This is a genomic window from Klebsiella sp. CN_Kp106 (genome assembly GCF_040064575.1).
Lineage (GTDB): Bacteria > Pseudomonadota > Gammaproteobacteria > Enterobacterales > Enterobacteriaceae > Klebsiella > Klebsiella michiganensis.
This window is the reverse complement of the sequence record NZ_JBEAIG010000045.1, coordinates 111,814-124,022: the sequence shown is the minus strand read 5'-3', so window position 1 is coordinate 124,022 and position 12,209 is coordinate 111,814. Positions and strand designations below refer to the sequence as shown.

13 protein-coding genes and 2 pseudogenes are annotated in these 12,209 nt (G+C 52.1%); 9 read left to right on the top strand and 6 right to left on the bottom strand.

The window, feature by feature from the left end:
• Positions 1–31: 31 nt before the first annotated feature.
• Positions 32–364, top strand: coding sequence for a cupin domain-containing protein (locus ABLU96_RS12860; protein ID WP_046877267.1), 333 nt, complete (start codon positions 32–34; stop codon positions 362–364).
• A 55-nt stretch (positions 365–419) separates the two neighbouring features.
• Here the strand turns inward: ABLU96_RS12860 and gcvA are convergent, their stop codons facing one another.
• Complete coding sequence (gene gcvA, locus ABLU96_RS12855; RefSeq protein ID WP_224225651.1) at positions 420–1,322, bottom strand: transcriptional regulator GcvA; 903 nt, start codon at positions 1,320–1,322, stop codon at positions 420–422.
• A 115-nt stretch (positions 1,323–1,437) separates the two neighbouring features.
• On the opposite strand from gcvA, the gene ABLU96_RS12850 reads away from it, so the two are divergent.
• Entirely contained in the window at positions 1,438–1,764 is a 327-nt protein-coding gene (locus ABLU96_RS12850) for a gamma-glutamylcyclotransferase family protein (protein WP_064358467.1), read from the top strand.
• A gap of 353 nt (positions 1,765–2,117) precedes the next feature.
• Complete coding sequence (locus ABLU96_RS12845; RefSeq protein WP_046877265.1) at positions 2,118–2,771, top strand: LysE family translocator; 654 nt, start codon at positions 2,118–2,120, stop codon at positions 2,769–2,771.
• Positions 2,772–2,965: 194 nt separating this feature from the next.
• Here ABLU96_RS12845 and ABLU96_RS12840 read toward each other — a convergent pair whose 3' ends face one another.
• Both ABLU96_RS12840 and ABLU96_RS12835 read right to left on the bottom strand, forming a co-directional pair.
• Positions 2,966–3,391: a VOC family protein gene (locus tag ABLU96_RS12840; protein ID WP_048263569.1), complete on the bottom strand. Its 426-nt coding sequence runs from the start codon at positions 3,389–3,391 to the stop codon at positions 2,966–2,968.
• 170 nt (positions 3,392–3,561) lie between these two features.
• Positions 3,562–4,425: pseudogene (locus ABLU96_RS12835) on the bottom strand (alpha/beta fold hydrolase).
• A gap of 308 nt (positions 4,426–4,733) precedes the next feature.
• Here ABLU96_RS12835 and ABLU96_RS12830 point away from each other — a divergent pair.
• Positions 4,734–4,961 carry a DUF1272 domain-containing protein gene (locus tag ABLU96_RS12830; protein ID WP_071846104.1) on the top strand — a complete coding sequence of 76 codons (228 nt, stop codon included), beginning with the start codon at positions 4,734–4,736 and terminating at the stop codon, positions 4,959–4,961.
• A 47-nt stretch (positions 4,962–5,008) separates the two neighbouring features.
• On the opposite strand, the gene ABLU96_RS12825 is transcribed toward ABLU96_RS12830, so the two are convergent.
• Entirely contained in the window at positions 5,009–5,884 is an 876-nt protein-coding gene (locus tag ABLU96_RS12825; RefSeq protein ID WP_048263567.1) for a LysR family transcriptional regulator, read from the bottom strand.
• A 120-nt stretch (positions 5,885–6,004) separates the two neighbouring features.
• Between ABLU96_RS12825 and gstA the strand changes: the two genes are divergently transcribed.
• On the top strand, positions 6,005–6,610 hold the full coding sequence (gene gstA, locus ABLU96_RS12820) for a glutathione transferase GstA (protein ID WP_064407383.1): 606 nt from the start codon (positions 6,005–6,007) through the stop codon (positions 6,608–6,610).
• Between the two features lie 227 nt (positions 6,611–6,837).
• Complete coding sequence (locus ABLU96_RS12815) at positions 6,838–7,665, top strand: aminoglycoside phosphotransferase family protein (protein ID WP_049082513.1); 828 nt, start codon at positions 6,838–6,840, stop codon at positions 7,663–7,665.
• A gap of 114 nt (positions 7,666–7,779) precedes the next feature.
• Here ABLU96_RS12815 and ABLU96_RS12810 read toward each other — a convergent pair whose 3' ends face one another.
• Entirely contained in the window at positions 7,780–8,769 is a 990-nt protein-coding gene (locus ABLU96_RS12810) for an NAD-dependent epimerase/dehydratase family protein (protein ID WP_064406360.1), read from the bottom strand.
• Between the two features lie 96 nt (positions 8,770–8,865).
• Here ABLU96_RS12810 and ABLU96_RS12805 point away from each other — a divergent pair, with 96 nt between their 5' ends.
• Complete coding sequence (locus tag ABLU96_RS12805) at positions 8,866–9,777, top strand: LysR family transcriptional regulator (protein WP_025107939.1); 912 nt, start codon at positions 8,866–8,868, stop codon at positions 9,775–9,777.
• A gap of 287 nt (positions 9,778–10,064) precedes the next feature.
• Here ABLU96_RS12805 and ABLU96_RS12800 read toward each other — a convergent pair whose 3' ends face one another.
• Positions 10,065–10,517 (bottom strand): GNAT family N-acetyltransferase, encoded by a 453-nt coding sequence (locus ABLU96_RS12800; protein WP_014229171.1) that lies wholly within the window; start codon positions 10,515–10,517, stop codon positions 10,065–10,067.
• Between the two features lie 200 nt (positions 10,518–10,717).
• On the opposite strand from ABLU96_RS12800, the pseudogene ABLU96_RS12795 reads away from it, so the two are divergent.
• Positions 10,718–10,929: pseudogene (locus tag ABLU96_RS12795) on the top strand (hypothetical protein).
• Positions 10,930–11,162: 233 nt separating this feature from the next.
• Positions 11,163–12,143, top strand: coding sequence for a helix-turn-helix domain-containing protein (locus tag ABLU96_RS12790; protein ID WP_014229170.1), 981 nt, complete (start codon positions 11,163–11,165; stop codon positions 12,141–12,143).
• Positions 12,144–12,209 lie beyond the last annotated feature (66 nt).

The window sequence follows — 12,209 nt, the reverse complement described above, 5'->3', positions numbered from 1 at the left end:
GCAGGCAACGAATATCAATGAGAATGGCTTTATGTCGCTTTACGATCTCAGAACCGAAGCGCAGGCATTGCCGGCGTCCTGGCGCTCCCGGATCTTAGGCCGCGTTGGGGCAACGAATCTCAAAGTCCTGCGCATGGATGCCCACTCTGTCGCTGAGGAGGTACATGAATATGACGAGGGATTACTGGTTATAGACGGACGTCTGGAACTGAGCGTGCAGGAGAAAAAAATTTCCGTCGCGCCCGGCCAGCTTTATATAGCCAAAGCGGGAATTCCTCATACGGTAGAAGCAGGCAGCTTTGGCACCCTGGTGATTATAGATTTACCAGACAGCGGTTTCAGCGGCGCATCCCCTGCTGATTAAGTGAAATGTGCGGTAGACAGCGTTGTGCCAAAAGCGGATTTTTTTAGACAGCCATTCAATCTTTCAACGAGCTCAATTCTTCAGCGAGCCATTGTCTTAGAATGCTTATTTTAAAAGAGTCCTGATTATCTGAACGGTAGACTAAATCGTACCCCCGCTCAGCCTTAAGTTTGAACTGTGGAAACGGAACAACAAGCCTTCCAGCAGCGACATCATCTGCAATCAGAACGCTGCGTCCCAGAGCAACGCCTTCGCCACGTATAGCCGCCTCAGTCGCCATGCTGCCAAGAGTCCATAAGGGACCCTGCTGGCAGCTAAAATTTTTTTCTCCGGCCATCTCAAACCATGCCTTCCAGTTCGCCTGCATTCTGTACTCATGCAGAAGAACGCAATTTAAAAGTCCCTTAATCTCTGTCAGACCATTATGTTTCTCAAGAAAATCTGGGCTACAGACAGGAGTGACTGTTTCATCGAACATACGTTCAGACGAAACATCTCGATAATTGCCAAGGCCGTAACGAATGGCAGCATCTACCTGACCATCATTAAGATCCACATTAACGTCAGTAACATCCAGCTCAATTTCAAATTCAGGATATCTCTGCCTGAACCGGCTTAAACGCGGTGCTAACCACTTACTGGCAAATGAAACCGTTGTACTTATTCGTAAACTTTTTATCAGGTTTCTTCCTCGCAGACGCTCGGACTCCCGCATTAAATCACTCAAAAGACGGGTAACCAGTTGGTGAAATTCAGCCCCTTGCTCCGTCAGAATTATCTGCCGCGTCAGCCTGAAAAATAGCTTTAACCCCAGATGCTCTTCGAGCTTCCGGATTTGCCGGCTTATCGCGCCATGCGTAACGTGCAACTCCGCTGCCGCCAGCGTCATGCTTGAGAGGCGGGCTGTGGCTTCAAAAGCGCGCAGAGTTTGCAATGGGGGAAGGCGATCGAACATCATACGCGTGATAATAATTCACGCGTGTTGTGAGAACAAATGATTTGTCAGGCCAGAGTCCAAAAATCAAAATTAACAAAAGAACATTATTATTTTCATAGCGATACCTGGAGGAATAATGGAAAGTTTATTTGTTTACGGGACACTCGGACCTGGCCGGCCTAATGCTCATATTCTTGAAAATATCGGGGGAACATGGCAGGAAGGCCACGTTGGGGGTTCTTTATTAGAGAAAGGCTGGGGTGCAGAGATGGGTTATCCGGGAATTGTACTGGATGACTCAGGTCATCGTGTACCGGGTTTTCTTTTCAAGTCAGAGAATTTACATAATTACTGGCACCTACTCGATGAGTTCGAAGGTTCTGAGTATGAACGGGTTCCTGTAGAGGTAACCACATCGAACGGTCAGGCAGTGCAATCATGTCTCTATATGCTCAAAGCATAAACTGTTAGCGGCTGGTCCTGGTTCAGGTCGAGATTTTTAACTGTGTCTGTTAACAAATAAAGGTGACTGTCGGCCGGTTACAGGTAATCTGACGATGTCAGCAAGCCAGTTCATATATGGCTGATTGAACGACCAATGATGCTAAAACGCTCTACAGGTTCTAATACAGAGAATAAATCATCCTTAATGCATCATGCACAAATCTTTAGCCCTATCTATGTCCGCTTCTCGCTCATAGCGGACCTTTGCACTTGTCCGTTTCGTGCCGTAGGCGGACGTTGCAGTATCTTCCACTTTCGGCTCGAATCAGTCTGAGGTAACGTAGCAGAAATTTTTTTCCGGACTCAACCACGATGCCTTCCATCGAAACGTTTATGACTTTCCTTCTCGCGCTGACGCTTCTGGAAATTTCTCCGGGGCCAGACATGATGCTGACCATCGCCAGAGGAGTCGGTCAGGGAAGACGTATTGCACTGCTTACGGTTCTGGGCAATGTCTTTGTCGCAGGTTTTGTGCAAGTTTCTTTTCTTGTTCTTGGGCTGGTGACCGTTGTGCATGCCTGGCCAGTTGCGCTGGATCTGCTAAGGTGGGCTGGTGCGGCTTATCTGATGTGGCTGGGCATAAAAATGATAGCGACTTCAGGCACAGATACTCGGCTGCGAAAAACCGCAATAATTTCTGACTGGAATGCGGTTAAGGAAGGTGCCCTGAACAGCCTGACGAACCCAAAATCCCTGCTGTTCATGTTTGCTTTTCTTCCTCAGTTTATCGATCCCGCCGCGGGTCCTGTCTGGCTGCAATTGCTTGTTCTGGGGAGTATCCAAAAGCTGGCAGGAATTGTTTCCCTGGGGTCAGTCGCAATGGCATCAGGGACATTTGGAAACTGGCTACGTAAACACCCAGGCTTTATCAAATGGCAGGAACGATTTACAGGCGTTGTCATGATAGGCCTTGGTATCCGCATGTTGTTTAGCGGGTCTGGTGTAGTCTCGAAATCTGCCCGGTAAGTTTTACCGAAATAGTAAACCCAGTGTCCGCCTCTCGCTCATAGCAGACCTCGCGACGCTTCAGATGGTCCGCTTTGTGCCGGGAGCGGACTGTGCAAGCCGAAGACGATATTGAGTGTCTTTGCCGGAAATGCCGCCTTTCACCGCTAAGCGTTATAAACGCTCAAAACCCTAAAATGTGATAAGTGAAGCCACTATTCTTCATCTACGAACTTATCTGCTTCAGGAGAATAATGCTGACAAACGCATGCCAGCTTATGCCCGTCAGGATCGCGCAGATAGGCAACATAAAAGTCGGGGCCGTATGCGGTTCGTGTCCCTGGCTCGCCTTCATTCTCCCCTCCCGCAAGGAGGCCTGCTGCATGAAACCGCCTGACAAGGTCAGCGCTGTCTGCACGGAATGCGAACATTGTCCCGTTTCCCGCCGTTGCGGGATGCCGGTCAAAAGGAGGACAAATACAGAAGTTGAATACCTCATGTGGGTTATTTTCATCCCCCCACATTGCCCAGCTTTCTGTCCAGGCTGGCAGTCGTGAGTAGCCAAGAACTTTAAAAATAGCCTCATAAAAGTCCACGGAGCGCTGAAAGTCATTTGTACCTATAGTGATATAAGCCAGCATCTTAGTGCATCCTCTTTGCCCTTTTTTGAACAGACATGATATCTCTCTGAGTCGCGATGAACTATTTCCCCGGATGCGCCTGTTGCCGCTTTGAAACCTGAGCACCGACGGTTACGGCATAGCATGCCCTGTTAATCTCTTCGACTATAAGAAAAATAGCCGGAAAGACATTATCCCTGGGGTTGACACTGGCTTGCCAGCCAGCGACCGACTTCAGGCCATATTTTTTCCGCACATCGGGTACGAAAAAAGCCCATGTGGCCGACCGCCGGAATACCATAATCCGCGTGCCGGATCTCGCGGCGTTAAATTTTTGCGTTTTCCACCGGCGCCAACAGGCGCGTAATCGCTGCAGAATTAGCCCAGGGATCGTCATTAAAACCGAGTACCAGAAGGGGTAACGTGACTTCGCTTGCCCGTCGGCGCGCATCCCAGGCGCGATCGTCATAAAAATAGTCGGGCATGGCACTCCAGCGCCCCCATTGCAGCATGACGGGCGCGGGTAAATCTTCCCCCAGCCCGAGGCGTCTGGCAGGCATATAGCCAAAGGTACGACACAGAACCGGCGCCAGAATACGTAATAAAAACCAGACTCTGAGCTTTTCCTGCGTTTGTTGAATTGTGCGGGTGACGCCAGCGTGCGAAGCAACAAGAACCGCCGCATGCAGCGACCGGGTGGCCGTCGAAAGCAGAATAGCGTGCCCGCCAACGCTGTGCCCTACCGCCATCAGCAGAAGACTGGGGAAACGCAGCTTTGCCCAGGCGGTAACGCAGCCGACATCCTGCTCGATCCAGTCGGACATAGAGACATGACAGTGTTGTAGCGTGCCTGACCTGGAATGACCTATCCCCCGATAGTCGTAGGTCAGAACATTGAATCCCATTGCGTAAAGATACTCAGCGAAGTCCTTGTAAAACGCCTGTGATACCGCGGTGGCAGGATGGAGGATCACCAGCGCTTTAGCATCGCTTCTCTCCCATACTGTGGCAGCCAGAACACCCCCCTGCTTTACAGGGATTGTTATCAGGTTCATAAAAGATATCCGCCCATGTGGTCATACCAGTTAAATAATTTTAACTGTAGCCGCCACGGGCAAATCTGGCGATGTTTTTATTCCTCTATTAACGTCCTCTTCTCGCGCTGCACAGGCTCAGCGGTCTTTTCCCCCAACCACCAGCGCCAGAAGCGGTTGGTACTGATAAGCCACTCAATCTCTTGCTTTTTTTCGACCTGTCGATCATGCTCATCTCGTGCAGATTAAGCGCAGCGGTTCGAATACGGGACAGGCAGATGCCCCTCGCGCGCTCATGACGCCCCTTTATTTAATAGCAGGAGATCACCATGCTTGAACTTCGCCCTAATTGTGAATGCTGTGATAACGATCTGCCGCCAGAATCAACAAGCGCGTACATCTGTTCATTCGAATGCACCTTTTGCGTTGACTGCGTGACTCAGCGGCTGCAAGGCCGGTGCCCGAACTGTGGGGGAGAGCTGGTGCGCCGCCCAATACGCCCCGAATCAGCCCTCCTTCGGCATCCCGCCTCCAGCCTGCGCCGATATAAACAATAAGCCGGTTTGTCACTTATCGCTGACGATCCGGTTCGCCGCGTGCCCGCTCATCCTCGTTTACGTAGCGCGTTAAGTAGCGCCTGTGTTGCGCCGGAAGACGTTCCGGATGACGAACAGACCAGCCGAAACTCACGGTGTATGGCAGGCGTCACTGGCACCACGCACAGATTGCGCAACGCCTCTGGCAGGGCTGATTCAGGCACAATGGCGACGCCCATCCCTTCCGCGACCAGCTTACAGGCGCTAATCCAGTCGCGTACCGTCACGCGTATATCAACAAGTTGCAGACCCGCCTTTTCCATCAGGCTTTTGCCATTAACGGCGCATCCGCCTGTCGCCAGAATAAAGGGCTGGTCTGCCAGCGCCTTTAGCGTTATGCCACACGTCCTGGCATGATGTGCCAGCCGATGAGTGGCTGGCAGTACCGCTACCCATGCATCCTGCCCTAATACAACGTCAGCACGGCCGGGTTCGGGATTCATGATTACCCCCAGCTCAACGGTATCTGCGGCCAGCCACTCCTCGACCTCCTCGTCCGAGCCTTCCAGGATGACGACGTCAATACCCGGATGCAGGCGCTTAAAGTCCCGCAGCAGTCCAGGCAACAAGGTGGACGTCACTGATGGAAAGCTGGCCAGGCGAATGCGCCCGCGATTTAAACCCCGGCTCTCATCGGCCAGTTCGCGGATGGCATTCAGCTGCGAAAGCATGTTTCTTGCGTGTTCAACAACCTGCCCGCCCAGCGCGGTCACGCCGATATATCGTCGCTCACGTATAAATACCGAAAATCCCAGTGAAGACTCTAGCTGGGCGATTGCCTGGCTGGCGCCGGACTGAGTCATTCCTATCTCCTCTGCGGCGCGCGAGATGTTGCCGGCATCCGCCACCGCCACCAGTAAGCGCCAATGTAAAAGGTTCATCATGATTATCAGTAGCTCAGCTAATAGTTGGTTTCTTTATCATTAATTTTACAGCGCATTACGCGTCAAATACAGTGGATTCAGGACGTCCCCCGACGGCTTTTCACCTTTAACGGAGACAAAATGAAACTCTATTACGCCCCGGATACCTGTTCGTTATCGCCGCACATTGTGCTGCGCGAACTGCAACTTGAGTTTGAACTGGTTAGAGTCAACAACAGAAGCAAGATCACCACTGATGGTCGCGACTTCCGCGCCATTAACCCTAAAGGTTATGTCGCGGCCCTTGAGCTCGATGATGGTCAGATACTCACTGAGGGCCCGGCCATCGTGCAGTACCTCGCCGATCTAAAACCAGAACACGGCCTGGCGCCGCGTGCGAACAGCTGGGCTCGGGTGCGTCTGCAGGAATGGCTTAACTTTATCACCAGTGAAATACACGCTGGCTCGGCACCGTTGTTCAATCCCGCGCTGCCCGAAGAGGTCAGAGCGATTTTTCGTGAGAAGCTGTTCCGACAGTTCGATTTCCTTCAGGCGACTCTCAACGAAAAAACCTATCTGACTGGCCCATCCTTCAGCGTGGCTGATGCCTACCTTTTCACTGTGCTGGGCTGGTGTAAATTCTTCTCAATCTCACTGGAGCGCTGGCCTGCGCTATTGGCGTACAGGGAAACGATCAATGCCCGTCCTGCGGTACAGGCCGCATTACTGGCCGAGGCGTCGCTTTAAGGTTGGTAATCGCTGATTGCGGGACACCGCTTTTGAGTATCTGCAAAATGGAAAGTCCGCTCCTCGTCCATGGCGGATTGCGCGTCCGATGGCCGTCTGCTGCGTGCCAGGAGCGGACATTGTCTTACCAGAAGACAGCATGCAGGAAAGCGCTTCACCTATGGGGTAAAATGCCTGAATGCATACCTGTTTACCACTTTGATTGTAAGGATTTCAAAGAAAGCTTTATGGATACGTTCAAGTTAAAACCCTGGCTAAGTCGCTGGAACCTCATTCCTGATGGCACTCCATTTATAACTCATACATCACAGTTGTATCCGGTCAAAACAGCAGCACATGGTATTAAAGCCATGCTAAAAGTTACGGATGACCTTGATGAACAAGCCGGTAATGCACTAATGGCATGGTGGGAAGGGAATGGTGCGGCACAGGTGATTGCACATGAAAATGAAGCAATTCTTCTCTCAAGAGCCACAGGTTCCTCCTCTTTATCAGCAATGTCCCGTGGAGATAAGGATGACGTAGCCTGTCATATTTTGTGTATGACTGCGAACCAACTTCATTCATGCGCAAAAAGACCGTTTCCCCAGCTTACGCCTTTACATGAATGGTTTAATCCTCTAAAACCAGCAGCCTTGAAATATGGCGGTATCCTGACACGTTGCGCAGAAATTTCAGAGGAATTGCTTTCTTCTCCTCGAGATGTGGTCGTATTGCATGGCGATTTACATCACGGAAATGTGCTTGATTTTGAAACATCTGGCTGGCTTGCCATTGACCCCAAAGGGCTAATAGGTGAACGGGGATTCGACTTTGCTAATATTTTTACTAATCCGGATCTTGGTAATCCAGTACCTCCTGTTGCGGCTGTACCGGAGACATTTAAACAGCGTCTAAGCATCGTCACCAGAATGGCTGACCTGGACAGAGAACGCCTGCTCAAATGGATAATTGCATGGTGTGGTCTTTCAACCGCCTGGTCCCTCTCAAGTAACGATACTGTTTCAACAACAATAAAAGTTGCCGAGTTGGCGATGACTGAACTGGAACGGTGAGTGGGAAGTCGACAATGGGGGTAATGGTTTCCTGTACGTCCGCTCCTCGCTCATAGCGGACCTTTAGCCCAGTTAGCCTGTCCGCCTCGTGCCAGATGCGACCCTGGAGCGTCTCTATATTGTTATACGAGGCATCTCGGTATGATCAATACAGCCCAGGCCCTGTAATGTCGCATGGACAGCCTCATCAAGAGGAGTGTGAGGCTCGGCACCTAAAAAATTCACCAGTTTCGTATTGTCCAGGCGAACCGGCTGGCGCCACAGGTACCGCATCTCCAGAAGTTCGCGTAAGGTTGCGTTGAAAGGTGCTGCCAGGTACATCAACCACCACGGAAATGATTGTATTTTGGCCATGCCGCCATAGCGTGCCGCTGTGCGTTGAATCGCGCTGACCATTTCGCTGCCGTCGGCATCCCAGTGACCTTGCATATGAAAACGTGCAAAGGGCTCAAGCTCCTCGCGTCGTGCCAGCAGCGCAGCTATCGTTTCCGCGACATCAGGTAAGTAAGCCCACTGGTGACCGGTTGCAAACGAAGCTGGATTGGTAATGACGCCAGGCAGCTTGCCGGGCTTAATCAGACCTTGAGAAAACCAGTTATTACCGGCGCGTGGACCAAAAAAATCCCCCGCGCGGACGATCAATACCCGCCCGCCACGCTGCGAATAGGCCGCCAGTTCTTTCTCCATTTGTACCCTGATAGCTCCCTTCCTGGTGACCGGCGTCTGCTGAGCGTCTTCCCGTAATAGCGGAAAAGCGTCAGGTCCATAGTTGTAAACGGTCCCGGGAAGCACGATCAAGGCGCCGGTTCGTTCTGCTGCGCCAATCGTGTTGCGCAGCATAGGCAGCACCAGATGCTTCCAGTTTCTGTAGCCGGGCGGATTGACGGCGTGAACGATCGCGCTACAGTCTGCTGCCGCAGCGGCGACCTGCTCCGGGTCGAGAGCGTCGCCCCCTACCCACTGGATGTCACCACGTCGTTCACTGCCATGAAGTCCTCGTTTTAGTGCACGAACGTCCCATTTTTTCTGAATGAGCCGGCGCGCCGTTTCACCACCGATTCCGCCGGTTGCGCCAAGTATCAGGACCTTGCCTCGGGTTTCCATATTGTCTGCCTCTTTGCTGATTTGACCTTGACAGCGTACGTACAGGCAGAGCTAAATGGAATTGCATATCTTTATAGGGCAGCTATACAAATTTGTATGAATACATCTATCCCATGGGAGTGGTACCGAACATTTCTGGCTGTGCTCAGGGAAGGCTCGCTTTCCGGCGCATCACGCAGGCTTTCGATTACGCAGCCTACGGCGGGACGGCATATCGCTGCGCTCGAGTCCGCTCTGGGCCAGGTGTTGTTCACGCGGTCGCAGACGGGCTTGCTGGCGACTGAAACGGCGCTGGCGCTGAGGGTGCATGCCGAAGCGATGGAGAGCACCGCGAATACGCTAGCGCGCACAGCCTCCAACTTTAGTCATAACAGCGCGTCCATTCATGGCGTCGTCCGCGTCTCCGCGAGTGACGTTATCGGCGTTGAAGTTCTGCCGCCGCTTATTGCCAGGCTCAGGGAGTCTCACCCACAAATAACGATTGAATTAGTTCTGTCGAACCGGGTTCAGGATTTACTGCACAGGGAAGCCGATATTGCTGTACGCATGACGACGCCAGTACAGGAACAGCTTATTGCGCGTCGCGTTGGCCGCATTGAACTCGGTCTCCACGCATCGACGTCCTATCTTGCACGACATGGCACGCCTGAAAATAGCGATGATCTGCTGAAACATGCGCTGGTTGGCTTTGATCAGGATACGCCTTTCATCCGTAAGGCCCTGGAAAAATTCCCTCAGCTAAGCCGGAATGCATTTTCCATGCGCACCGACAGCGACGTGGCTCAGCTGAATCTTATTCGTGCCGGTGCCGGCATTGGCATATGCCAGGTGCAGTTGGCCAATGGCTATGTTCCACTGCGGAGATTACTGCCGAATTTCTTTTCTATCTATCTTGATACCTGGATCGTCATGCACGAAGACCTGCGTAATAGTCTGTGCTGCAAATTGGTTTTCGATGTTCTTACAAAGGGATTAGAGGAATATATCGGCCAGAAACAGGCGCAGTGAATCGCCATGGAGAAATGGCCCCTTTAAAGTGCCTGTATACTCCGCGCGTTTTCTCCGGGAGGAATCCCGCTCCTCGGTCATGCCGGCCGCTACGCCCTCCTCCGGCAGCTCCGCGTCGATGCAGAAACCGCGATGACCATGGTTCTGCATGAGCGCAACACACGATCCTGCGCATTATCATTATCTGTCTTTACTCTCACAGCCTTAACGCTATAGCTAAATGGGCATTGGTGGAGTTTGGTAGACAGCGTTGTGCCTGGAGCGGAAAGCGGGTCCAATTAATACAATCAGCGCAATGCTTTTGAGAAACACACGGCTTCTGTCCTACCGACATAGGGGCCGTAATTTTCAATACGAATATATCCATTTTTCTCGTAGAAATTTACTGCCCGATGGTTGATGTGTCGGGTTTCCAGTCTGAGTTCGCTATATCCCATATCTTTTGCAGATGTTTCCAGAAAAGTGAGTAAAGCTCCCCCAACTCCAGGCACGCTTCGGTCTGAAAACATTCTTTTAAGCTCGGCTATATTTTGCGTTATCGGCCGAATAGCGCCGCATCCTATTGCTTCGCCATGAGTATTCTTTGCCAATACCCATAAGGCTTTGTCATCATTCATTGCTTCAACGGTGAAATTGCTTTTGCCACTATCCCCCGTAATAGCGGCAAGTTCAGCTGATAGCATTTCGATTAAGCGATGGGACTCTGAAGAAAATGGATCGGATTTCTCTACAGTTATCATGGTCGTATCCTATAAATGAGAGTAACCAGCATAAAGTATCCTGCCTCAGAAAGCATGAACCGAAACTGATGCTGGAAGAGTATCCTTTCCCAAACTATCCCGGGGATGTTATGTCTGCTATTAGCTCATAGCGGAGATTCAACTCAGTTAGTTCGTCCGCTCCGTGCCAGGATCAGACGTTGTCTTCTCCCTGGTTCGCTATTAAACAGTATACGTGTGACCGGGTTGTCCCCCCGGATTTCGAACTGACAGGGTTAGATACGTTTATAGATAGCCCATCAAAAATGGGGAACGTTTAATGAAGGGGCGCTCGATCTGGGAAACCATTCGTTTTTTGTTAGGTCAACCGCGTAGTTGCCATATAAGTAGCATCAACTTTGAAGGTCCCACTCGCGAAAAACTGGGAGATTAAGGCTCCATTTGGCGACGTTGAGCAGAGTGTTCAACTTCCATTCCTCGCTCATAGCAGACATTCGGTACTATTTTTCCAGTCCAGTTTGTGCGAGACCAGCCTCATCAGGCAACCCCATCCCGTCGACGTCACACCATCAGCGAGCGAGACGAGAGCGTCGCTGCGGTGGCAAAAATTTCCCCTTCCCCGTCTGTTCTGTTGACTTATTCTGTAAAAAGATTACTTTTCAGGACATGAAGAAGATACTTATTATTGTCCCGGATGGCGGCATGCTTTTTGAATCCGCCGGTATTGCCGACATTCTGATGCAGGCCAACCGTCTGCACCCGGAAGGCGCCGGGGAGCTTTGCTACCAGGTCCAGCTAGCGACCACCCAGCCGCATCAGGTGATCCATGGTCAGTCCGGTTTAAATCTGCTGGCCGATCATCGCCTTCATGAGATAGACCCTCGCGAGCCGCTCGATACCATCATGATTACCGGCAGAGGTCAAAACCCGCAGGAAGGGGTTGCGGTGGTTGACTGGCTGCGCCTTGCGGCTCCCCATGCCCGCCGCATTGCCTCCATATGCGGCGGAGCCCTGCTGCTGGCGCAAACCGGGCTGCTGGACGGCAGGCGAGCCACTACCCACTGGAAGCTACTGGATACCCTGCAGGCGGAATTTCCTCAGGTACGCGTCGAAGGCGGTCCGCTCTACATTCAGGACGAACACATATGGACCTCTGGCGGGGTCAGTTCCGGCTTCGACCTCACCCTGGCGCTGGTTGAAGAGGACTACGGCTTCAGCCTGGCGCGCGATATTGCCCAGGATTTCGTCATGTACCTGCGTCGTCCCGGCGGCCAGCTGCAGTTTAGCCGCTACAACCTTCAGCAGACCAGCACCCTGGGCCCCATTAACGATCTGCTGGCGTGGTTGCTCGCAAACCTCACCGCCGATCTCAGCGTGGATAAACTGGCGGAAAGGGTCGCCATGAGTCCAAGGAATTTCACCCGCGTATTTACCCGGGAAACCGGTGCTTCGCCGGCGCGCTACGTCGCCGAAGCCCGTCTGGCCGCCGCGCGGCAGCGTCTGGAGCAAACTAACGAGACGCTGGATCGTATCGCCGAACAAACTGGATTTGGCAGCAGCATTAACCTGCGACGGCTGTTTGAAAAACAGCTTCACCTCACACCCGGGGAATATCGCCAGCGATTTCACTGTCGCAAAATGGCGTAAAGTGATCCTTTTTTGTCATTTACGCCAAAGCCTGCCCGGCCTACTCTGACGCCAGAGACAATGGAT